The organism is Acinetobacter sp. NIPH 284 (assembly GCF_000369425.1).
GTDB lineage: Bacteria > Pseudomonadota > Gammaproteobacteria > Pseudomonadales > Moraxellaceae > Acinetobacter.
The window spans coordinates 41,643-65,627 of the sequence record NZ_KB850011.1; the positions used below are offsets into that span (position 1 = coordinate 41,643).

The 23,985-nt window shown below is 39.0% G+C and carries 20 protein-coding genes, 2 tRNA genes and 1 pseudogene; 17 read left to right on the forward strand and 6 right to left on the reverse strand.

Annotation, left to right across the window (positions count from 1 at the left end; all coding sequences use genetic code 11):
* Positions 1-5: 5 nt before the first annotated feature.
* Complete coding sequence (gene epmB, locus F908_RS06235; protein WP_005159348.1) at positions 6-1,022, reverse strand: EF-P beta-lysylation protein EpmB; 1,017 nt, start codon at positions 1,020-1,022, stop codon at positions 6-8.
* A gap of 86 nt (positions 1,023-1,108) precedes the next feature.
* Between epmB and efp the strand changes: the two genes are divergently transcribed.
* From efp to F908_RS16250, 8 genes are all read left to right on the forward strand, one after another.
* The gene (gene efp, locus F908_RS06240) at positions 1,109-1,678 is read left to right on the forward strand and encodes an elongation factor P (protein WP_004913097.1); all 570 of its coding nucleotides are present in this window, start codon (positions 1,109-1,111) and stop codon (positions 1,676-1,678) included.
* A 192-nt stretch (positions 1,679-1,870) separates the two neighbouring features.
* Positions 1,871-3,976, forward strand: a complete 2,106-nt coding sequence (locus F908_RS06245; protein ID WP_005159350.1) for a carbon starvation CstA family protein — start codon at positions 1,871-1,873, stop codon at positions 3,974-3,976.
* A complete protein-coding gene (locus tag F908_RS06250; RefSeq protein ID WP_171063555.1) occupies positions 3,973-4,278 on the forward strand; it encodes a YbdD/YjiX family protein in 306 nt (101 codons plus the stop codon). Before F908_RS06245 ends, F908_RS06250 begins: the two co-directional genes overlap by 4 nt.
* 78 nt (positions 4,279-4,356) lie before the next feature.
* Positions 4,357-5,310 carry an AAA family ATPase gene (locus F908_RS06255; RefSeq protein WP_005159355.1) on the forward strand — a complete coding sequence of 318 codons (954 nt, stop codon included), beginning with the start codon at positions 4,357-4,359 and terminating at the stop codon, positions 5,308-5,310.
* A gap of 13 nt (positions 5,311-5,323) precedes the next feature.
* The gene (locus F908_RS06260) at positions 5,324-6,226 is read left to right on the forward strand and encodes a DUF58 domain-containing protein (RefSeq protein ID WP_005159358.1); all 903 of its coding nucleotides are present in this window, start codon (positions 5,324-5,326) and stop codon (positions 6,224-6,226) included.
* Positions 6,227-6,230: 4 nt separating this feature from the next.
* A complete protein-coding gene (locus F908_RS06265; RefSeq protein ID WP_005159361.1) occupies positions 6,231-8,219 on the forward strand; it encodes a transglutaminase TgpA family protein in 1,989 nt (662 codons plus the stop codon).
* Positions 8,220-8,253: 34 nt separating this feature from the next.
* Positions 8,254-8,330 (forward strand) — tRNA-Val (locus F908_RS06270).
* A 431-nt stretch (positions 8,331-8,761) separates the two neighbouring features.
* The gene (locus tag F908_RS16250; protein ID WP_005159364.1) at positions 8,762-8,995 is read left to right on the forward strand and encodes a hypothetical protein; all 234 of its coding nucleotides are present in this window, start codon (positions 8,762-8,764) and stop codon (positions 8,993-8,995) included.
* A gap of 52 nt (positions 8,996-9,047) precedes the next feature.
* Here the strand turns inward: F908_RS16250 and F908_RS06280 are convergent, their stop codons facing one another.
* Together F908_RS06280 and argG are read right to left on the reverse strand one after the other, a co-directional pair.
* Positions 9,048-9,731, reverse strand: coding sequence for a pirin family protein (locus tag F908_RS06280; protein ID WP_005159368.1), 684 nt, complete (start codon positions 9,729-9,731; stop codon positions 9,048-9,050).
* 193 nt (positions 9,732-9,924) lie between these two features.
* Positions 9,925-11,268, reverse strand: a complete 1,344-nt coding sequence (gene argG, locus F908_RS06285) for an argininosuccinate synthase (RefSeq protein WP_005159370.1) — start codon at positions 11,266-11,268, stop codon at positions 9,925-9,927.
* A 291-nt stretch (positions 11,269-11,559) separates the two neighbouring features.
* On the opposite strand from argG, the gene F908_RS06290 reads away from it, so the two are divergent.
* Both F908_RS06290 and F908_RS06295 read left to right on the forward strand, forming a co-directional pair.
* The gene (locus tag F908_RS06290; protein ID WP_005159371.1) at positions 11,560-13,590 is read left to right on the forward strand and encodes an FAD-dependent oxidoreductase; all 2,031 of its coding nucleotides are present in this window, start codon (positions 11,560-11,562) and stop codon (positions 13,588-13,590) included.
* A gap of 86 nt (positions 13,591-13,676) precedes the next feature.
* Positions 13,677-13,766: transfer RNA gene (locus F908_RS06295), tRNA-Ser, on the forward strand.
* Positions 13,767-13,977: 211 nt separating this feature from the next.
* Here the strand turns inward: F908_RS06295 and F908_RS06300 are convergent.
* Positions 13,978-14,994 carry a hypothetical protein gene (locus F908_RS06300; RefSeq protein ID WP_005159372.1) on the reverse strand — a complete coding sequence of 339 codons (1,017 nt, stop codon included), beginning with the start codon at positions 14,992-14,994 and terminating at the stop codon, positions 13,978-13,980.
* Between the two features lie 332 nt (positions 14,995-15,326).
* Between F908_RS06300 and F908_RS06305 the strand changes: the two genes are divergently transcribed.
* From F908_RS06305 to F908_RS06340, 7 genes and pseudogenes are all read left to right on the forward strand, one after another.
* Positions 15,327-15,659, forward strand: coding sequence for a hypothetical protein (locus tag F908_RS06305; protein ID WP_005159373.1), 333 nt, complete (start codon positions 15,327-15,329; stop codon positions 15,657-15,659).
* A gap of 289 nt (positions 15,660-15,948) precedes the next feature.
* Entirely contained in the window at positions 15,949-16,215 is a 267-nt protein-coding gene (locus F908_RS06310; RefSeq protein WP_005159374.1) for a helix-turn-helix transcriptional regulator, read from the forward strand.
* Positions 16,216-16,682: 467 nt separating this feature from the next.
* A protein-coding gene (locus F908_RS06320; protein WP_155756594.1) for an IS3 family transposase occupies positions 16,683-17,758 on the forward strand; the annotation gives its coding sequence in 2 pieces (ribosomal slippage) (positions 16,683-16,935 and positions 16,935-17,758; 1,077 coding nt in all).
* A 104-nt stretch (positions 17,759-17,862) separates the two neighbouring features.
* Complete coding sequence (locus tag F908_RS06325; RefSeq protein WP_005159380.1) at positions 17,863-18,870, forward strand: rolling circle replication-associated protein; 1,008 nt, start codon at positions 17,863-17,865, stop codon at positions 18,868-18,870.
* Positions 18,871-19,012: 142 nt separating this feature from the next.
* Positions 19,013-20,062, forward strand: coding sequence for a DUF932 domain-containing protein (locus F908_RS06330; RefSeq protein ID WP_005159381.1), 1,050 nt, complete (start codon positions 19,013-19,015; stop codon positions 20,060-20,062).
* 178 nt (positions 20,063-20,240) lie between these two features.
* On the forward strand, positions 20,241-21,383 hold the full coding sequence (locus F908_RS06335; RefSeq protein ID WP_005159383.1) for a YqaJ viral recombinase family nuclease: 1,143 nt from the start codon (positions 20,241-20,243) through the stop codon (positions 21,381-21,383).
* Positions 21,384-21,515: 132 nt separating this feature from the next.
* Positions 21,516-22,419 (forward strand): annotated as a pseudogene (locus tag F908_RS06340) (hydrolase or metal-binding protein).
* Between the two features lie 81 nt (positions 22,420-22,500).
* On the opposite strand, the gene F908_RS15905 reads toward F908_RS06340, so the two are convergent.
* A protein-coding gene (locus tag F908_RS15905) for an IS4-like element ISAba33 family transposase (protein ID WP_155756586.1) occupies positions 22,501-23,591 on the reverse strand; the annotation gives its coding sequence in 2 pieces (ribosomal slippage) (positions 22,501-23,051 and positions 23,051-23,591; 1,092 coding nt in all).
* A 120-nt stretch (positions 23,592-23,711) separates the two neighbouring features.
* Positions 23,712-23,984 (reverse strand): hypothetical protein, encoded by a 273-nt coding sequence (locus F908_RS06355; protein WP_005159403.1) that lies wholly within the window; start codon positions 23,982-23,984, stop codon positions 23,712-23,714.
* Position 23,985 lies beyond the last annotated feature (1 nt).

Consider the following 23,985-nt stretch of genomic DNA (forward strand, 5'->3'; position numbering starts at 1 on the left):
CAATCTCAGAACGTTTGAACCCCAAAAAGCGGTGTTTTATTTTTTTCGCCCGCAATTTCCCTGACGAGTTTTGGAACTAAATATCCAGGTAAACTCGCTAATACATCACTGTATATATGATCTATCTCTGAAGATCTTAAGTCAAAATGTTGAGCACCTTTTACTTTATCCAATACATGTAAGTAATAGGGCATAACCCTCGCTTCAAATAGTCGATAACTTAGATGAGTTAAAGATGTTGCAGAGTCATTCACACCTTTAAGTAAAACTGCCTGATTTAACACAGTAATATGATGTAATGATAACTGTAATAACTTTGAACACGTGAAATCATCAAGTTCTGAAGCATGATTTGAGTGTATCACTACTACAATGCGTAGCCTACTGTTTTTTAAAATAGAAATAAGCTCTTCATCGATACGATTGGGAATAACAACTGGAACTCGTGAATGGATTCTCAATATTTTGAGTTGAGGTAAAGATTCTAATCGCTCTATCCAAAGTGCTATTTTTCGATTAGATAAAGTTAAAGGATCGCCCCCACTGAGAATGATTTCATTGATGGCAGGGTTGTCTTCAATATATTGTTTTATATTTAGCCAATCATCATTTTTAGGTAAATTTTCTTGATATGGAAAATGGCGGCGGAAACAATAACGGCAGTGAATTGCGCATGCACCTGTTAAGGTCAGTAAAAAGCGAGACTGGTATTTGTGTAAGACACCAGCCATTTGATTGGCTGCTTCCTCACCTAATGGGTCAGTAACAAATTCAGGATGTTCTTGAAGTTCAAGATGGTGTGGTAAAACCTGTAATAGCAAAGGATCAAATGGATCCCCAATACGCATTTTTCCGACGAATGCACGTGGAACGCGTAATTTAAACTGTTCAGAGGCAAGTATTGCCCCTGATAATAATTGCTTGGTGGATAATTCAAGCAGATTTAACAACTCCAAAGGATCAGTAATTAGATCACTGAGTTGTGATTGCCAGTTTTTCTCTTGATGTAAATAGTTTATCATGCCATACGTTAAAATAGTGATAGCCTAAGCTGTGCGCGTAGTCTAGCACTAATAGATTTGAGTTTTAAGTTTGGAGTGAGCCTTTCATGGCCTATTATTCTACAAATGATTTTAAAGCAGGCCTCAAGGTTATGCTTGATGGCAACCCATGTTCAATCATGGAAAACGAATATGTAAAACCAGGTAAAGGTCAGGCGTTCAACCGTGTGAAACTGCGTAACCTGCGTTCTGGTAAGGTATTGGAAAAAACATTCAAATCAGGTGATTCTTTAGAAGCTGCTGATATCGTAGAAGTAGAAATGGAATACCTCTACAACGATGGCGAAATGTGGAACTTTATGGATCCAGTAACTTTTGAGCAAATCGCTGCTGATAAAACAGCAATGGGCGACGCTGCAAAATGGTTAAAAGATGATTCAAATGAAAAATGTACCATCATGCTCTTCAATGGCGTACCTTTAACAGTGAGTCCACCGAACTTTGTTGTGCTTAAAATTGTTGAGACTGACCCAGGTGTACGTGGTGATACTTCTGGCGGTGGCGGTAAGCCAGCGAAACTTGAAACAGGTGCAGTAGTACGTGTTCCATTATTCGTTCAGCAAGAAGAAAGTGTTCGTGTTGATACGCGTACAGGTGATTACCTAGAGCGCGCATAATCGTAAATAAGTAGTAATGCTACGTAAGCTATACGATTATCGAAGGGATGATTAAACAATCATCCCTTTTTTTATGCCAAAGTATTAGATAAATCATTTTTAATAACAGATAGACTTACAAAGATATTTCTTCTAAAGAAAACATAGGAAGGGAAATCCAAAACTACAGCTTATGTATTTGAGAGGTTCTGAATGGAGACAGTACAAGCAAAGTCGACGCTATCCTCAAAAATTCTGTGGAGTTTAGTTGCCATCATTGGTGCAATTTCATTTGGAATTTTGGCGGTAAGTCGTGGAGAGCATGTCAATGCAGTTTGGCTCGTTCTTGCTGCGGTTTGTGTTTATAGTATTGCATATCGGTTCTACAGTTTATTTATTGCAACAAAAGTCTTTGAATTAAATTCTAAACGCTTAACACCAGCACATCGTTTGAATGATGGTCTGGATTATGTGCCCACTAATAAATACGTTTTATTTGGACATCATTTCGCCGCTATCGCAGGTGCAGGGCCTTTGGTTGGGCCAATTCTTGCAGCGCAAATGGGTTACTTACCAGGAACCATTTGGCTTTTGGTCGGTGTGGTGATTGCAGGCGCGGTACAAGATTTTCTTGTGCTATTTATCTCAACTCGGCGTGATGGTCGGTCTTTGGGTGAAATGGCAAAACAGGAGTTAGGTACTTTCGCAGGTGTTATTGTGATGTTGGGTACGCTCGGTGTCATGATTATCATTCTTGCGGTACTTGCATTGGTTGTCGTAAAAGCTTTGGCGCATAGTCCGTGGGGGGTGTTCAGTATCGCAGCAACCATCCCAATTGCATTATTCATGGGCATATACATGCGTTATCTACGCCCAGGGAAAATTGCTGAGGTTTCGATCATTGGCTTTGTGCTAATGATGGCGGCGATTGTCTTTGGTGGTGATGTAGCAAAAGACCCTTACTGGGGGCAATTGTTCACCTTAACTGGAACTCAACTAACTTGGGCACTCATCATTTATGGCTTTATTGCGTCAGTATTGCCTGTGTGGTTATTGTTAGCGCCTCGTGACTATTTATCAACCTTCCTTAAAATTGGTGTAATTGCAGGTCTGGCGATTGGAATTATCTTTGCAATGCCTGAACTCAAAATGCCTGCGGTGACTCATTTTGTCGATGGTACAGGTCCTGTATTTGCAGGTAGTTTATTTCCATTTCTTTTTATTACCATTGCCTGTGGTGCGATTTCAGGTTTCCATGCGCTAGTTTCTTCAGGAACAACTCCAAAATTGGTCGATAACGAAGTCAATATTCGTATGATCGGTTATGGCGGCATGTTGATGGAATCATTTGTCGGTATCATGGCAATGATCTGCGCAACCGTACTTGATCCAGGGATTTATTTTGCGATTAATGCACCAGCGGCAGTTCTGGGTACAACGGTAGATACTGCTGCGGAAGCGGTGCGTAATCTAGGTTTTATCGTTACACCTGAGATGCTGACTGTGCTTGCTCAGGAGGTTGGTGAAAGTTCAATCCTTTCTCGTACTGGTGGAGCGCCAACTTTTGCGATTGGTATGGCTCATATCATTTCGGAAATTTTCAATAGTCGTGCAATGATGGCATTTTGGTATCACTTTGCCATTTTATTTGAAGCATTATTTATTTTAACTGCAGTGGATGCGGGAACACGTGCTTGTCGCTTCATGGTACAGGATACCGTTGGGATTGTTGTGCCTGCAGTAAAACAATCAGGTTCATTCTTTGGAAATTTGGTTGGGACGTCTGTGGCAGTTGCAGGTTGGGGCTTCTTCGTTTATCAAGGCGTAGTTGACCCACTTGGTGGCATTAATTCTTTATGGCCATTATTTGGAATTGGAAATCAAATTCTCGCTTCAATGGCATTGATCTTGGGTACAGTTATTTTATTCAAGATGAAGAAAGAGAAGTATGTTTGGGTAACGATTGTTCCAACGATTTTCCTATTTATTACTTCTATGACGGCGGGTTGGCAAAAGATTTTCCACGAAAATCCGAAGATTGGCTTCCTTGCTCAAGCGAATCGTTTCTCTGATGCAATTGCACGTGGTGATGTACTTGCACCTGCGAAGTCAGTTGCTGAGATGCAGACGATTGTGTTGTCGAATCAGATTAATGCAGTACTTTGTGGATTCTTTATGATTGTTGCAATTGTTATGATTATTGCATCAATCGGAATTATTCGTCGTGCTTTACAAAGCCCTGTCCCAACAGTAAATGAAGCACCTGTCGTATTTACTGAAACTGCAATGACAGCAGAAACAGTGAAGGGAGAGTCGTGATGGATTTTAAAATTGCTAGGCAAGGAAGTGCTGTGATTGTGAAGATCATTAAGTTTACGATCATGTCGCAAAAACACCTGATCTTTTCGCCCAAAAACTGGTCTCGTATTGCAACTTTATGGCAAAACTTGCAAAAAAGTTTTCGTTTGATGGTGGGTGTGCCTGATTATGAAAATTACGTAAAGCATATGCAAGCGCATCATCCAGATTTAACGCCAATGGATGCTAAGACCTTTTATCGTCATTGTATTGATGTGCGTTATCCATCATCAGGTGGGAATTTGAAAAAATGTCCTTGCTAGAAGTCATTTGATTTCTTTGAAAAAAAACTAAAACAGTGTATGTTGAATCATGCACTGTTTTAGTTTGAGGATTACATTATGTGGGGCATGGAAAAAGCTTCTATTCAAGAAAAAAAAAATCAAGAAGTAGAGCAAAATATTAAAAATTTTACTCAGAAAATCGAACGTTTTTTGGTTGAAGTGAATCAACTTATTTTAGATAAACCACAACAAACTAAATTAGCGCTGACCTGTTTATTGGCAGGTGGCCATGTATTGTTTGAAGATTTACCAGGATTGGGTAAAACGACTCTGGCTAGTGCCTTAGCTCGTCTAGCAGGGCTGCATTTTCAGCGGATTCAATTTACCAATGACATGTTGGCGAGTGATGTCATTGGGATCAATATTTTTAATCAAAAAGAACATTTATTTGAGTTCAAGAAAGGTCCAATTTTTACTCAGATTTTATTGGCAGATGAGATCAATCGTTGTAGTCCAAAAACACAGAGTGCATTACTTGAAGCTATGGAAGAAGGTGCGGTCACTGTTGATGGAACACATTATGACTTACCGCAACCATTTTGGGTGCTGGCAACGCAGAATCCACTATTTCAAAGTGGAACTTATGCTTTGCCTGAGTCACAACTTGACCGTTTCTTGATGCGTTTATCGCTCGGTTATCCGTCTCGTCAAGCTGAAAAACTACTGTTACAACAAAGCTCACGTCAGGTTTTAATTCATCAATTAGAAGCGGTATTTACGCAAGTTGATATTTTGCAATTACGTGAATTAGCAAAACAGGTTTTTCTAAGTGATGCTGTACTCAATTATATTTTAGATTTGGTTGCTGAAACACGTAAACAACGGCATGGCTTATCAACACGTGGAGTATTGGCATTAAAAGCTGCTGCACAAGCTTATGCACTGGTTGAAGGTCGCAGCTTTGTGACTACTGATGATGTGCAAACCATTTTTGTTGCCGTGGTTGCTCATCGTTTAAGTTTAGGCGAAATGGAGGTAAAACAAATTTTGCAATCGGTTGATGTCTTATAGTTGAGATTGGCTTATGCAAAGGATTCAGCAGTGGATTGCGAAACGCTTTCAGGTTAATGGGACTAAAACCCTGTTACAGAAAGATGTTTTGGTTTTTATTTATAAGCAGGGTTTTCTATATCTCATTCTGATTCTAATTACCTTTATTGCAGGGATTAACTATGCAAATAATTTGATTTTAGGTTTTTGTTTTCTAATCAGTGCAATTTTATGGATTAATTTTTATCTCACATTCAAGCAATTGCATGTTTTACAAATTGATCTGATTGCAGCTGAAGTTGGGCAAGTCGATCAGCCTTTCATTTTAAAACTTCGCTTTAATCAGCCATCGGTAATGACCCGATATTTACGTATTCAATGGCTGCAACAAGAACAATTAATTTATTTAGATCAGCAACAACAGACCTTCGAACTGGCTTTTTTTCCGAAGCAGCGTGGTTTATTTGAATTTGGTGCGATGAAAATTTATTCGACCTATCCTTTAGGTTTGGTGCGAGCTTGGACTTATTTATATCCAAAACAAAAAGTGTGGATTGCACCTAAAGCGCATGATTGGCAAAAAGAACATAAAAACCAACCAACCAATGCGAACGATAGTTTAGATGAATTTAAGGAGCTTAGGGCCTTTCAACAAGGTGATTCTTATCAAAATGTGGCATGGAAGCAAGTTGCTCGAGGACAGGGCTTTTTTATCAAAATGTTTGAGGCTCAAGCCAATCATCAACATTTAGAAATTGATTATCAAAAAATCCCTGCACAAAGTCATGAGGAAAAATTAAGCTTTATGATGGGATTAATTGAGCAATGTGAACAACTTGGTCATGATTATGCATTGATACTGCCACATGCAAGATTAGAAAGTGGTCAGGGGCAGATGCAGCTTCTTCAAGCAAAACTTCTACTTGCACAGGCCTAAGATCATGACCAAACAAATCTATTTTTGCATTTTAGCGGTATTGGCATTTGTATTAATTGGGCAAGTGGCTTTTATTCCTGTGACATTGAGCGGGTTGTGGGGCGTTATTTGGCTTACATTGGTATGGCGATATAGAAAACAAAAAATTTCACCATTTCCACGCTTATTTTTAGTTTTTTTCTCTTTATTATCTTTGGGTCTTATTTATTTAAATTATCAAACTTTACTGGGAGTAGAAGCTGGAGTCGCATTTTTAAGTACGTGTTTATTTGCGAAAAGTTTGGAAGCTAAGAATACCCGTGATTTATTGATTGTATTTAACTTTGCCTTATTCGTCAGTGCCAGTTTATTGTTACATAGTCAGGCATTCTGGATGGCTGTCCTGGTTTTTTCAGCATTTGTGATATGTTTGATGGGGTTGTATCGGATTCAAACTGGTCTATTTAACCAGCATCAATTATTATCCAATCAGTTAAAAAATGATGTTAAACAAATTCTAAAGTTTGTTGGGATTGCGACACCGTTCTTTATTATATTATTTATTTTCTTTCCTCGGTTGCCACCTCTTTGGGCAATTCCTATTCAAAAGAATCAAGCCACTACTGGGATTAGTGATCGTATGTCTCCAGGAGACATTGCACAACTATCACAATCATCGGCTTTGGCTTTTCGTGTTGTTGCAGATATGAGACAACTACCAGATAGACAGGAGCTTTACTGGCGTGCTTTGGTTTTGGATGAGTATGATGGTACAACATGGACCAGTAGTTTTTATAATCAACAGATTAAAAGCGTAACTTCAAATTCTCAAGGAGTTGCCTATCAATACTTAGCTGCTGATGAACAGGCAAATTGGATCATGGGGTTAGAATATTCCATTCCACAAGAACGTTATTTACAACTGTATCAAGATGATAGTATACGCCCATCTAAACTTATTAAACGTAATCAACCTATCCAAATGTTTTGGGTGGGGCGTACATCAACATCTTCTACTTTGTTATCATCACGTCAAATTGAATTTAATACTCGATTTGATGAAGATCGCGATGAGAAAGCACAACAATTAGCCCGTCAACTGTTTGAACAAAGTCAGCGACTGCCTGAAAAATATATAAAAACTGTGCTTAATTGGTATAGAAAGAATAACTTCGTTTATACGCTGACCCCAGGAACATTAAGTGGGGATCGTATAGATCAATTTTTATTTTCTAGTCGCAAGGGTTTCTGTGAACATTATGCATCTAGTTTCGTGATGCTGATGCGCTATGCCGGGATCCCTGCCAGAGTTGTGACAGGTTATCAGGGGGGGCAGTTTGCATTAGATGGGGAAAGCTGGGAAGTTCGCCAACTTGATGCTCATGCATGGAGTGAAGTGTATTTAGATGGAAAATGGAAAAGGATCGATCCTACAGCAATGATTGCACCACAACGTATAGATGCAGGAATGCAAAATTATATGGCGGAGGATCAGCAAGTTTGGGGAGATGCGCAAGCACAAGCATGGCGCCTACAGCAATTTAAATTTTTGAAAAATATGCGTGTTTGGAGTGACTATTTAAGTTATCAATGGCAGTCCAAAGTTGTGGGTTACGATGCAGTTAAACAAAAAAATTGGTTATCTAAGCTAGGCTTTAATTCAAGCTATAGCTATGTGCTGATCTTAATTATTGGTATTGCAGGAGTTTTAGTTGTATATGTTAGTTTTTATTGGTGGAGACAAACAAGCCAGCAAGAATTATATCAACGTGTCATTATTCAATTTCAAAAGCAATTGCCTAAACATTTGCATAAAAGATCAGAGGAAACATTTCAAGTTTGGATGCAGCGTTTATCAAGTGTAGATAGTGATCAAAAATCATTTCATCAAGTAGTTGTGTTATATCAAAAAATTGTGTTTTTAGAACAGAATACTCAGCAAAATATTCAAGAGTTTAAGAAACTGCTTAAAGTCTGTGCGATCGCAATTAAACAATCTCAAAAAAACTTGTGAAGCTGATTAAAAATGAATATGATGCTCTCATTCTAGGTGTATAGCTCAGTTGGTTAGAGCGCTACGTTGACATCGTAGAGGTCTCCAGTTCGAGTCTGGATATACCTACCAAGATTTGAATAGAAAAAGCCCTAAATTTCTATAATTTAGGGCTTTTTTATTGATATCACATTTGTTTTTTAAATACTCGCTTAAAAGAATGACTAGGTTGAATTGCAATTTAGAATGAGTTTCTTATACTCATTATGCTTGAGTAATTTTTATCAGATATTAGAATCTTGACTCAGCCTGATATTGGTGCTAATTTAATCAATAAGGAGGTCATATACTATTTGGGATTTAAGAGAAATCTTGCCTAAATGAACAAAGATATGATGACCTGAATACACAGCTAACAACGAACGAAACAATTCTGATTGTTTTTAAAAATGTTCAAGGTTGTAGAAAAGCCCGTTAATCGGGCTTTTTTAATGCCCATTATTTTTAAAGCAAATTTACGCTATAGTTTGTCATAAGGATTAGGATAGCGATAGGGAATTGTGATGCTGATATTTATGATTATAGTGATTGTTATTAGTTTGATTTTATTGTTCTTTTTTGCCAAGAAAACTGATCCTACACAAGATAATTTTGATTATAGCCAGCCATATTCATCAACAACCTCCTCATATGATTCTTCTCAAAATAATGATTTCAGACGTTCTGATGAATGTAGCTCAAATGATGATTCGAGCTCAGACTCAAGTAGTTGTGATAATAGCAGCAATAATGATTAGAAAAAGCTTGTACCCCATGAGGGGCAAGGGGTACAAGATAAACTGAGTTTAATTAAGGTAGATCAAACCAAATCATTTGGCTGTCTTGCAATGCAGTAATGGTTGCAGTTTCATCGAATACTAAAGCATCACCTGCTTTAACCAAATGATCGGCGATCATCACTTCACCTGAAATCACATGCACGTAGTTCACTTTTTTTTGTGCTGTAATTTCTAAATGTTGATCTTTTTCAATGACAGCAGTTTTCACTTCCGCATTTTGACGAATCGACATTGGCGCAGATGTATCACCAGCAATCAAATGCCATTGGTTTGGATGGTCTTTTGGATTCAGCTGAATTTGCTGATAGGTTGGTTCGGCATCTTGCACATTCGGTTGAATCCAAATCTGTAATAGATGCACCGCTTTATCATGCTTGTTCATTTCACTGTGGGTGACCCCAGTTCCAGCACTCATCAATTGCCATTCACCCGCATTGATCTGACCTTCATTGCCCATACTGTCTTTATGGGAAATAGTGCCATCAAGTACGCAGGTTAGGATTTCCATGTTGTCATGGGGATGAGTACCGAAACCATTATGTGCAGCAACTGTATCATCATTGATCACGCGAAGGGCACTGACACCCATATATTTCGGGTTGTACCAGCTACCAAATGAAAAGCTATGGTAGGTGTCTAACCAACCTGCTTTGACATGACCACGATTTTCACTACGATGTAGATAAGCATTCATCTTTCATCTCCCAATTATTATGTTTTGCTTAATGACTATATTATTGATTCATAATGAAGATAAATAGTCTTTAATTGCGACATATTGTTCTATAAATGAAATGATTGAGTATTTAACTTTTTATTTCAAATAATAAAAAAGGCTGAATCAAACATTCAGCCTTTTTAAGTGGGCAAATTAATTTACCCATCTTTTATTTTGATTTATTTTCTAGCTGTGGAATTGCAGAACCTTGGCCAACAGCAAGTAAACCCGTTTTAGTATAGATACCGAGTTTTGCACGGGTATCGGTAATGTCGAGGTTACGCATAGTTAACTGACCGATACGATCCATTGGTGTAAACATCGAATCACCTTTCTCCATGGTCAAACGCTCAGCTTCATAGGTGAGGTTTGGAGATTCAGTGTTCATGATGGTGTAGTCATTACCACGACGTAATTCTAAAGTCACTGTACCTGTAATCGCTTTAGCAACCCAACGTTGTGAAGTTTCACGTAGCATTAATGCTTGTGAATCGAACCAACGACCTTGGTAAAGTAGGCGACCTAAACGTAAACCGTTAATACGGTATTGTTCAATCGTATCTTCGTTATGAATACCAGTCACTAAGCGCTCGTAAGCGATATGTAATAAAGCCATACCTGGTGCTTCATAGATACCACGAGATTTCGCTTCGATGATACGGTTTTCAATTTGGTCAGACATACCAAGACCATGACGACCACCGATACGGTTAGCTTCTAAGATCAGCTCAACAGGATCTTCAATACGCTGGCCATTTAATGCAACAGGGAAACCTTCTTCAAAAGTAATTGATACTTCTTCTGCATCAATTTTTACATCTTCTTTCCAGAAAGCAACGCCCATAATTGGGTCTACGATTTTGATACCTGCATTGAGGTATTCTAAATCCTTAGCTTCGTGAGTAGCACCCAACATATTAGAGTCAGTTGAATACGCTTTTTCCTTTGACATTTTATAGTCAAAACCGTTGTCGATTAAGAATTGTGACATTTCCGCACGACCGCCTAACTCATCAATAAAGGTTTGGTCTAACCACGGCTTATAAATTTTAAGCGCTGGGTTGGTCAATAAACCATAACGATAGAAACGTTCAATATCGTTGCCTTTATAAGTTGAACCATCGCCCCAGATGTTGACGTCGTCTTCTTTCATCGCCGTTACAAGCATCGTACCTGTTACTGCACGACCCAAAGGTGTGGTATTGAAATAAGGAACACCGCCAGTACTAATGTGGAATGCGCCACATTGAATTGCTGCAATACCTTCAAGCGCAAGTTGTAAACGACAATCGATTAATCGAGCTTTGACTGCGCCGTATTGTTCAGCTTTCTTTGGAATTGCATCATAGTCATCTTCATCAGGTTGACCCAAGTTTGCAGTATAAGCATAAGGCTCTGCGCCTTTTTGCTTCATCCACAATAAAGCTGCTGAAGTATCGAGACCACCAGAAAAGGCAATCCCAACTTTTTTGCCTACAGGTACGTGCTGCAAGATAGTTGCATTATCAGTCATTGCTTATCCTAACTTTTATGAGTAAAGACTCCGAATAGGTAGTCTTGAGAATAAAAAATCGGAACTATTGTAACACTTTTCATAGAGCTTGTTTTCCTGAAAGAAAAACTAAGTAGAAAAATTATGTTCTAATATATTTGATTTTGGTTTTTTAGATTGGAAATCAAAATAGTTACATTACTTTTGACTTTAGTGTCAGCATTTTCTTGAAAAGAGTCATAAACACATATAAAAATTCAGTTAAAGTACTATGCAACAAGTTGCAAAGCCAATAAATACAGAAGGAATATCATGACTAGCTATGCAAATATTTTAAAGCCATTACATCTCGGATTTACGACCATTAAAAACCGTGTGGTCATGGGGTCGATGCATTCAGGCTTGGAGGATCGTTTTTTTAATTATCCTAAACTTGCTGCTTATTTTGGTGAACGTGCCAAAGGTGGGGTTGGCTTAATCATCACAGGTGGGATTTCACCCAACCGTCAAGGCTGGTTATTACCTGCGGGCGGTACCATGAACAGTCTGGCAGATATTCCTCATCACCGTCTGGTTACACATGCTGTGCATAAGCATGGCGCAAAAATCCTGATGCAAATCCTGCATTCAGGTCGTTATGGTTATCATCCATTTTCGGTTTCTTCATCCCCAATTCAGGCACCTATTAATCCTTTTAAACCGCGTCAAATGTCGGATGCCCAGATTTTGGCAACTATTGAAGATTATGCCCGTTGTGCAAGTCTGGCAAAAAAGGCAGGCTATGATGGTGTGGAAATTATGGGTTCTGAGGGTTATTTAATCAATCAGTTCCTGAGCAGTCATGTCAACAAGCGTACAGACCGTTGGGGTGGCGATATTGAAAACCGTATGCGTTTTCCCGTGGAAATCGTCAAGGCGATTCGTGCCAAAGTTGGTGAAAAATTCATTATTTGTTTCCGCCTGTCCATGCTTGATTTAGTGCATGATGGCAACACCATGCAGGAAGTGATCGTAGTAGCAAAGGCACTTGAAAAAGCAGGCGTGACTTTATTAAATACAGGGATTGGCTGGCATGAAGCACGTATCCCAACGATTGTCACTTCTGTACCTCGTGCTGCATTTGTGGATTATACCGCCGAAGTTAAACAGCATGTTTCAGTACCAGTGATTGCGTCAAACCGTATCAATATGCCAGATGTTGCTGAAGAGATTGTTGCTTCAGGACAGGCGGATATGGTGCAAATGGCACGACCATTCCTCGCTGATCCATACTGGGTCAATAAAACTGCAACCAACCGTGTGGATGAAATTAATACCTGTATCGCTTGTAATCAGGCGTGTTTGGATCATGCCTTTAAAAATGAGCGTGTCTCTTGTTTAGTCAATCCACAGGCATGTTTTGAAACAGAACTGGTTTATATCAAAACCAAGAAACCAAAACGTGTTGCGGTTGTGGGTGGTGGTGTTGCAGGCATGTCGGCTGCAACAGTGGCGGCAAGTCGTGGTCATGCCGTAACCTTGTTTGAAGCCAATAATGATGTGGGCGGTCAGTTTAATCTAGCAAAAGTTGTTCCTGGAAAAGAAGAATTTCATGAAACCATTCGTTATTTTAAAGTTCAACTCAAACAGACAGGTGTGGATGTTCGCTTAAATACTAAGGTCAATCGTGAACAGTTGGAACGTGAAGGCTTTGATGAAGTGGTGATTGCAACAGGCGTAGTGCCACGCGCCTTAAAAATTCAGGGTAGTGACGCACCACAAGTCTTGTCTTATGCAGAAGTACTAAAAGGCGCTAAGGTTGGTCATAAGGTTGCTGTGATTGGTGCAGGTGGTATTGGTTTTGATGTGTCAGAGTTTTTACTAAAACCACCCCATCAACCACAGCCACAACCATTGGCAGAATGGCAACGCGAATGGGGCGTTGATCCAAACCCTAATTATATTTCTGAAGGCGGTGTACAACGTCCAGAAGTTGAAATGCCTGTACGTCAGATTTATTTATTGCAACGTAAAACAACGCCGTTGGGTATTGGCTTAGGTAAGACTTCAGGCTGGGTACATCGTGCACAATTGAAAAAGCATGCTGTTCGTATGCTTCGTGGTGTGCAATATAAGGCTGTAACTGACGAAGGCTTATGGGTTGAGCATAATGGCCATGACCAGTTATTGCGTGTGGATACCATTGTGGTGTGTGCAGGTCAGGAATCAGTAAAAGATTTAGTACCGTATGAGAATGAAACCACATTGGCAAAATATCATGTGATTGGTGGTGCAAAGTTAGCAGGTGAGCTGGATGCCAAGCGTGCAATCCGCGAAGGGGCAGAATTGGCCGCTAAACTCTAATAATTGATGAAACATTATGCATTTAAATACATTGCAGTTAAATTTCTCTTGAATAAAGAGGGCAAGCTTTGTATTCTTACGCACATGGAAGCGTGGCAGAGCGGTTTAATGCACCGGTCTTGAAAACCGACGAGGGTGTGAGTCCTCCGTGAGTTCGAATCTCACCGCTTCCGCCAAATATCTAAATAAGCCCTTGTTTTTACAAGGGCTTATTTTTTATCTATGTGTTTACCCCTCAACCTACCCCTCATCAAACTTTGGATTGAGTCGAATGATTTAGTACTCCATAGGATACGAACAATGAGTAATGATCTGTACTTTCAGTGTAAGCTTTAAAGATCATAGCGTAATAAAGAAAGCCAAATTTCATACCTATTTTCGGTAATATTAGGATATATAGTTATCAACATCATCTACAGTTTTAGGTTGGAGTGTTGAGACGGGCTTTTTTGGTGGTTGAGATGTTTCATTCTTTTTTGCGATTTTTTTCCTGTTATCTACTGGTCTTTTGTCAAAGTTTCTTTTATTCCATGTACTTTGTATTTTTTCTAAAACCTTATAATATGCTTTTGAATCAATAAAAAACCAAAAGTTTAATTGTAAAAGCACCAGTTCTTTTTTTTCTTCTAATGTTACTGGTGTATAGGGAAACTGTGTTTTTTTATCAAGGTAATTGTATAGCCATTCAACAAAGGTCTTATTTGATATTTTCTTGTTGATAATAGTACGTGATATTTTTTGTATATCATCATAATCTTTTATTAATAATACTATTGCGACTAGTTTAATAGGTTTTAAAAAATCATCTCTATATCTATTATTAAAATCTAAGATAATTTTTTTATTAGCTTGAATAATTGGGTTTTTAAATACTTCCTTACTTGGGAGTGAAGGAAGAATTTTATAAAGATCATGCTCATATTCATGTTTTTCAGAAAGCTCATGGTCATATTCATGTTTTTGGGAAAGAAAAGCACTTATTTCTGACCGAATTTCATTTAAATCATCTCTATTATTTTTAATAGTAGTTAAATAAAAATTAGCAAAATTTTTATCATTATTTATTAGGGTTAATAATCTTTTTAATTCTAGGTTAAATACAATATCAACCTCCAATTTCATATACTCAATCAACTTTTGGAAAAAAAATTCTCGGTCCAATTCGGTTGATATATTTTGATGAATTAACCTTGTGAGGTTTGTTATTGTAATTTGTCTGACTTCTTTAAGAGAGGTTAGATTTTCTAGTTCTATCAGTATTTCTTCAAAATCTCTAATTGAGTAGCGACCTATGATGCGTTCTGCATGGCGGATTAGATGACCATGAATCCAAATGTTCATGACAGGATCATAGCTGTTGAGTTTCTTCTTGAACTGCTCTGAATAAGATGGTTTGGTCGTCATTTTTATATTTCTATACAGTGTCTAAATTGCTAATAGAGTAGTAAGAATTTTTTAAGAAAATGGTATGAAATTGGTTAGAGTAGCGTAACTTTTAAGTAAGAAATGAGTAAGAATTTATCTGATCTAGCACTGGTTAAACATGGGATTTTCCCACTATTTAGATACTTTAAGCTGAAAATTTTTCTATTAACAGTATTTTATAAGCTCTTATGTCAGAAAAGTCAATGTGTGCTTATCTACTATAATTGGTTAAGAGAGATTCCAGATCCATTGGAATACATATCATCTCCATGAACACAATTCAGTGTTCATACTAAATAGGAGAAATGGATATGTCTACTCAATGTCCTTTGTGTCAATCGACACACATCAGTAGTAAAAATTATGGTCGTAAAATAGGAGGTACGGTAGGCACAACTGCTGGAACAGTGGGTGGTGTAACCACAGCTTTATCTACTGCTCAGGTGGGAGCAACGCTTGGTATGTTTGCAGGACCTGTTGGTTCAATCTTTGGTGCGCTTGCAGGTGCTGCAATCGGTGGTTTAGTTGGTGGAGTTGCAGGTTGTACTGCGGGTACAGCATTAGGAGAAATGGTTGATGAAAATATTCTGGATAACTTTCAGTGCCTAACGTGTGGTCATTGTTTCAACCATACAGCGCAATGATTCATATCCTTTATGCAATTCCTAGAGGATTGAACGATACTTCTATCTAATACATGACCAGCCCTTTTAGGGCTGGTCATGTTGTTATAGCCAGTTTTAAGTTTTGGTTTGAAATGCTGCTTTGGAACAAGTCATTTACCTAAGCCTACCAATCCCATGTTAAAAAATGATTCCAACGCTAGTTGTTATAGAGGAGTACGCAGAATAGAGGATTCATAACTTTCCTAATACGAATCCCACTGTTGTAGTCCTTGAAATTGAAGCAATTTAATCTCAATGGAGAACCGCTATGAACAACTTGGCAACCACACATAATATAGAGCCTGTAGCTACAGTGAAGAAGATCATCCGTTTAAAACGAGTGATTGAGCTGACAGGACTTTCACGTTCCACCATATATGATCGGATTAATCCAAAGTCCAAACGTTATGACATCAGTTTTCCAAAGTCCATCAAGCTAGGGACATCACATCTCAGTACAGGAGCGGTGGGATGGATTGAATCAGAGGTTCAGGATTGGATTCAGCAACGTATCCAAGCCAGTCAATCAGCATAGCCATCTCATTATCACTGCATAATTCAACAGCAGTATTTGATCCCCACATTCTAAATTAAAAAATCCTCCAATGTAGTGTGATGTCTAGTGGTTAAGGCTATTCTCTTTAATCAATTCATAATGTAAAAGTACCCAAAGTATTCTGGTACTTATATTATTAATATACTACTACTCTAGTTACTATAATAAGACCATCTAGTTATTCTTATGAAGTAATCTTATATCTACTTATAAGCCAGCCTGTTTATAAATCAATTATATTAAATATAGTTGATGGAATAGTTGTGTCTGATAAAAAGTAGATTTTAATAGGAAAGAGTGGGCATCACGTTACTTGGTAATAACCGAGTAAACAAACATGATTAATCTATACAAGCAAGATCTGCTAAATCAATTGGTAATCCCCCCTAAAAATAAAAGGATGTAAAAGTAGAATTTTCTCTTAAGATCAAAGCAGGAGATTCTGCATGAAAACATCTAAATTTACTGACAGTCAGATTATGTCTATTTTGAAACAAGCGGAGTCTGGCACGCCTGTTGCCACCCTTTGCCGTGAACATGGTATGAGTAATGCGACTTTTTACAAATGGCGGGCTAAATATGGCGGCATGGATGCCTCATTAATTACTCGATTGAAAGAACTAGAAGCCGAAAATGCCAAGCTAAAAAAGATGTATGCTGAAGAGCGGCTTAAAGCTGAAATCATTCAGGAAGCCATGTCAAAAAAGTGGTAAAGCCATCTTGTCGTCGTCAGATGGCACAACAAGCCGTTGGTGATCATGCCGTCAGTATTCGTTTGGCCTGCCGTGCATTTAGTATCAGTGAAACCTGCTACCGTTATCAGTCCAAATTGAACGATGACAATGCACTGATTGCAGAACAATTGATTGAACTCACCGAAGAAAATACAGATTGGGGCTTCGGGCTATGCTTCTCTTATCTACGCCATATTGAGAAGTGTGGTTGGAATCATAAGCGTGTTTACCGTATTTACTGTGAGCTGGCATTGAATCTGCGGATCAAACCAAGAAGACGATTAAAACGACATGTACCTGAACCATTGAAGGAACCAACTCATCCAAATCAAGTATGGTCATTGGATTTTATGCATGATCAGTTAAGTGATGGACGAAGTTACCGTTTGCTTAACGTAATTGACGACTATCGACGTGAGGGTTTAGTGATTGAAGCAGGTTTTTCACTGCCTGCACTGCGCGTCATTCGTACACTTAACCAATTGCTCGAATGGAGAGACAAACCGCTTGTGATTCGCTGCGACAATGGACCTGAATTTATCAGCCACGAATTCGTACGTTGGGCAGCTGAGCATGGTATCCGTATTGAATATATTCAACCAGGCAAGCCACAACAAAATGCTTATATCGAACGATACAATCGTACAATGCGTTATAGTTGGGTGAGTAAACATTTGTTCGATACATTGGAGCAAGTACAAGATTATGCAACACAGTGGTTGTGGCACTACAATCATGAACGACCACATCAAGCTAACGGAGGCAAACCACCTTTGATGGCTGCTTAACCTCTACTTTTAAATTCAGTTATTTATGGGAGGATTACCAATTAAGTGATGATGAATACCAACTTTGGTGTCATGATTTGGCTGTGATTAAGCGAGTGGTTACAATGATCACATCATTCAAATCATTTGAAGAAGTATTCCTCAATACAAAGAGTTATTACATTCCTGACTATTGGAAAGACGGAAATCTAAAATATATAGATCATTACCAGCCCTATAGAAATTTGGCAGACTTAGCTGATAATTTTCTTTATGGCATCTCTGTAATGGATCGAGTTGAGAAGTATTATCCACTGGAATATTACCCCTTACACTTACGTGTGTTTATTGAGTGGATTGAGCGATATACCTTTGAACGTACGCAATATAATCCAAAAAACTTATCTAGGACTTTGGTAGAGCGATTGAATGACTGTATCTATGATATTCGTCAGGATATGAAGTCATTAAGGCATACAACTGAATTAAAAAGGATGAGAGAACAGAGTTTGCGGCAGAAAAGAAGTATGGAAAAGTACATTGATCAGCTACTGCTACGTTTTTCCCGTTTAATTGCAATAAGGGTTGACTTTGGTTATCGGGAGGATGCAGAGGCGAGCTATGAACTGATCAGCGAGCACCGTGAGAAACTGCTTCGCTATCTACGAGAAAGACATTGTGGCGATGCCTTTGCAGGCTTTATCTGGAAACTGGAATATGGGCTGAGAAAATCTTATCACCTCCACACAATCATTTTTCTGGATGGTTCCAAGGTACAGGAGAGCATTTCACATGGCAAACTGATTGGACAGCACTGGATTGATGAAATTACTGAGGGAGAGGGTGTTACCTACAACTGCAATGCCCATATGGATAAATATCAGCATTGTGGTCTAGGACGTGTGGACTATCATGATCGAAGAAAGATTGAGAATTTGAAATATGCCTGTCGTTATTTGACTAAATATGATGAATTTCTTGAATTGGTTCATTATGGTTATCAGGCAGAGCAACACTATCATCAGGATGATCCCTTGAGTCAGCAGATCACTTCCAAGCTAGGTCGTGTATTTGGGACAGCGAGACTGCCACCTTATGTTCCACAGTTGGGACGACCAAGAGCCAAGAAATAACAAATAAGCAACTTTTAGGAATAAGTCTATAGCCTTTGTGGCTATAGGCTTTAGGTCTATTAGAGTGAACTGAAAATTATTTCAGATACATATCATTGTCATGAACATTCAACAACTTGACCTTAAATTAAGGAGAACATTCATGGCACATTTAGTTGAAACAATGGCATTCGTTGGACAAACCCCTTGGCATGGTCTGGGCAATGCACTAACCCCAAACCAGCCGCTAGAGGTCTGGGCAGAGCAGGCAGGCATGGACTGGCGGATTGAATCCTCCGATGTTAGTTACATGGCACAGAACCATCGGGGGCAGAGCATTATTATGCCTTTTGAGGAGCAACGTGTACTTTATCGTTCCGATACCCATGCACCGTTATCGGTGGTGAGCCAACGCTTTCAGGAAGTACAGCCGATGGAGATATTAAATTTCTATCGTGACCTCACCGAACAATCAGGCTTTGAACTGGAAACCGCAGGGGTACTCAAAGGTGGTAAAAAGTTCTGGGCACTGGCACGAACAGGACAAAGCGCAGCTTTAAAAGGAAAAGATGTCAGTAATGGTTACATTTTATTGGCAACTGCCTGTGATGGTACATTGGCAACAACAGCTCAATTCACATCTATCCGTGTGGTGTGTAACAATACTTTGGCGATTGCACTCAAAGGACAAAACACCAGTGCAGGTGTGGTGAAAGTTCCACACAGTACCAAGTTCGATGCAGAGAAAGTCAAACAACAACTCGGTATTTCAGTTCGTGCATGGGATGAACACATGTATGAAATGAAACAACTAAGTCAGCGTAAGGTGACTCAACAAGAAGCAGCAGCCTATTTCGATGCGGTATTCAACAATACCAGTCTGAGCATTGCGGAACAGGATGAAAGCATTATTCAGTTCTATCGAAATGCAGCCATGCCAAATCAATCCAGCCCAACTAGATCAGACAATAAATCCGAACCAAACAGACGTGCCATGTCTAAAGTCATGACTATGTTTAACGGGCATGGACGAGGGGCAGAACTCAGTTCAACCAAAGATACGGCTTATGGATTACTGTGCGCCATTACTGAGTTCACCGATCACGAGCGTCGAGCCATGAGTACTGATCATCGACTCGATTCAGCATGGTTTGGGGCGGGTGCAGCCATTAAGCAACGAGGACTTGAACAAGCACTTCGAATGGTGGCTTAAAACGATTTGACTCACTGAAATTATTTTCAGTTTTATTTAAGCTTAGCCAATTAATTTAAACATACGGTAAAGCCGTAACAAGCATTGCAATTCTCATTTCGCCACATCATCCCCGATGTGGCTTTTTTTATGCCCGAAATTCAGCTTTTACGCTTTTACTCATACAGGAATATTTCTAATGAATAGCCATACTCAAATTCAAAACACACTAAATAACCCGTCATTACAACCTTATTCACCAAACCTGAATCCAACCACTCAAAACTCATCGACTCAACAGGTTGAAGTCGGAACTCGAACTAAACGTGATCGACCGAATACGCAACCACGAAAAACTAAAACCCCTGTAGCCAAACGTATTGCCAACACCAAGCAGATGAATTACCAACAATGGCTTGAAGTCAGAAAACAGGGCATTGGCAGCAGCGATGCCGCTACCGCCTGTGGATTGAATCCGTATATGTCGATGCTGGAACTGTGGATGATCAAGACAGGACGGATGCAACAAAACATCGAGGATGAAAGTGCAGGCTATGCACCTTTATATTGGGGTAAACAACTTGAACCATTAGTCGCTGAATATTACAGCATGCATACCAACAATAAGGTGCGTCGAGTCAATGCAGTGCTACAGCATCCTGATGAAGACAAACACTTTATGTTGGCGAACCTTGACTATGCCGTGGTGGGCAATGATGAAGTTCAAATCTTGGAATGTAAAACTGTAGGGGAATATGGTTCTAAGTTATGGCGAGATGGTGTGCCTTTATATGTCCTCTGCCAAGTGCAACATCAACTGGCAGTGACAGGTAAACAGGCAGCGCATATCTGTACCTTGATCTGTGGACATGAAAGTAAAATCTTTAAAGTGACCCGTAATGAAACCGTGATTCAGCATATCATTAGTGCAGAACGTCACTTCTGGCAATGTGTGGAATCGGATATTCCACCGAGTGTCGATGCTTCTGACTCAGCAGCCAAAGCCTTGCAGCAGCTTTACCCTGAGCAGATACCATTAACAGTGGAAGATCTGACTCAAAATGAACAAGCCAACTACCTATTTAACCAATTGCTTGAAGAGCGACATAAGGTTGAGCGGCACCAACAGTATTTTGATGAACTCAAACATCAACTGCAAATGATGATGAAAGAGGCAGAAAGGGCTGTGTTTGTTGGTGGTTCAGTAACATGGAAGAAAGCACAGGACTCAATCAGCCTAGATAGCAAATCACTCCTTAAGCAGCATCCTGAATATCTACAGCAGTTCCCACAAACCAAAGTGGGAACACGAAGATTTCAGATTTATCCCAACGGTGGATGACCAACAATTCTCACTGTCTATCATCATTCACTTAAACTCAAACGGCAACCAAAATCAACTGATCCCATACCCCAAACAAGTATGGGATTTTTTATGCCCAAAATTTTAAACAGCTATAAAGAGGACATCACCATGATTAAAGGCTTAGCAATTACACCACCCGTTTTAGGTCGTATTAGCATCGGCAAAATTGTCGAAAAGAATGGAAAACGACTCCCTGAAAAAGATGACCAATTTACCATTACCAGCCAAATCCAGAATAAGGATGGCTGGGTGAAACATCCACTGGATGAACAGTTACGTGCCAAAGCACCTAATCAAAATCAAAAGCTCAGAAGCATTCCCGTCCGTATGATCTTCAATGATCCCGAATTGAATCTACGGGCAGAGTACAGTCTGTTTGACCGACAAACTGGACGCTTAATCTGTTCAGGGAACGGAGAAACCTGTCAGCGACTTGGGCAAAACGGCATAGAACAACATCCATGTCCATCGCCTGATTTATGTCCGATGGCACAAGGTGGACTATGTAAACCCTATGGCAGACTGTATGTGAATTTAGATGAGTCGGACGAATTAGGGACATTCATCTTTAGAACCACAGGTTTTAACAGCATCCGTACTCTGGCAGCACGCTTACGTTATTACAGTTCAGCGTCAGGTGATTTACTTTCATGTTTGCCATTGCAACTGACTTTACGAGGTAAAAGCACCACGCAAAGCTACCGCACTCCGATTTATTACGTGGATTTAACTTTGCGGGATGGAACCAATTTGCAGGAAGCGATTAGCAATGCCAAGCAAATCAGTGAACAAAGCAAGGCAGCAGGGTTTTATCAGGAAGCATTAGATCATGTGGCGCGTCAGGGATTTGCCAATGCCAAGTTTGAGGTAGGAGGTGAGGAAGGGTTGGATATTGTTGAGTAGTTTTACAATGATGAATCTAAGCCACAACAACATGAACAATTTCATAATTTTACTCATGTTCAAGATATTCAAAAAAGGGTTGCAGCAGTCGGTTCAAGCTCTGAATTAAATACTGTTGGGGGCTAAGAAGCCCCCAACAGTAATATTGCTACTATTTTTTATTAAAAAATTTCTCTGTACACGACAAATTTCATAGGGCCCTTGTCCTATCAGGCTTTTTCTTCCTTAAAATTGCGAGCACTTTCTTAAATTCTTCTTTTTTTCCAAAACCAATCAAACGTAGAATAGCCATTTGAACATAGTCCAAACCGTATCGAAATAAACTTACTGAAAGTCGTCCATGCTTCTTTATTTTTATCGCTTTTTTTCGATCATGTTGCCATTCACCTGTTAAATAGCACCAACAGAAACCGATCGCTAGCACTGCTATCAATTTCTTGACTCGTCTAGGGTCTGTTAAACGAGTATTTTCAAGATTGAATCCACGTCCTTTGAGACAACTAAATAAGGTTTCGATTTCCCAGCGTAATGCATAATCACGAATAGCAGAAGCATTAAACATAGGAGAAACAACAAGTAAAAGTTCTCCATCTTCTAATCGTAGCGCACTAATATACAGTTTCACTCGACCAACCCAAATACGTCGTTTACGACATTCAGTTTGACCCACTTGAAGATGACGAAATAAATCACTAATTTTATGATTCTTTGCTAAGTGATTGGTCACAATGAAGTTTTTTTAACACGTATACAGAAGTTAATGTCATTTTCAATTAACCATGTAAACCATTTCTCACCGATAAACTCTCTGTCTGCGAACACATTCACAATACGGTCTTTACCAAAAATGGAGATAAAGCGTTGAATCAAAGCAATACGCTCTTTTGTATCTGAATTTCCACGTTTATTGAGCAATGTCCAAACAATAGGTATCGCTATTCCACGATAGACGATGGCTAACATCAAGATATTGATATCTCGTTTTCCCCATTTCCAATTGGTTCTATCTAAAGTCAGTTGCACTTTGTCGAATGAAAACATATTGAAAATCAACTGAGAAATTTGACGATAATCAAAATACTGATCTGCAAAGAAGCGTTGTATACGTCGATAAAATGATTGTGGTGAGCACTTGATGGGTAAGGCTTTAGATGCGGAAGAAAGATTACATGTCTGTTTTACAATTAATGCCAGCATAATCAGTGTAAAACATTTTACATGTGACTTGTTCCACTTTAGATATTTGTTTAAGATGAGATGTAACTCATTGAAATGTGTCATCATATTCGTCGTCAGAAAACAAGTATTATGCCATTATTTCAATGAGTTATCTTCTTTTGTCGTGTACAAAGAAAAAATTTGAACTACTTATTGAATCAATAAACATTACTTAAGTATCGTTTATTTGGAGGGCGGTAGTACGTTAGGCTTTTGTAACATTAATCCATTTATAACTTTTTGTTGTCTACTATCCTCATTACGTAGTTGTTTATCTTTGGAATGATGGTCATCTTTATTCTCATCAACTTTGGTATCGCCATGGTTATGATCAGTAATATTACGTAATTCAGTATCATCTAAGGAGCGAATCGTTTTTGAAGTGCTAGGTTCAGCCCAAGATATTGTATTTAAAAATATGAGAAATAATAAATTGTACTTCATCCATGAAGTCATA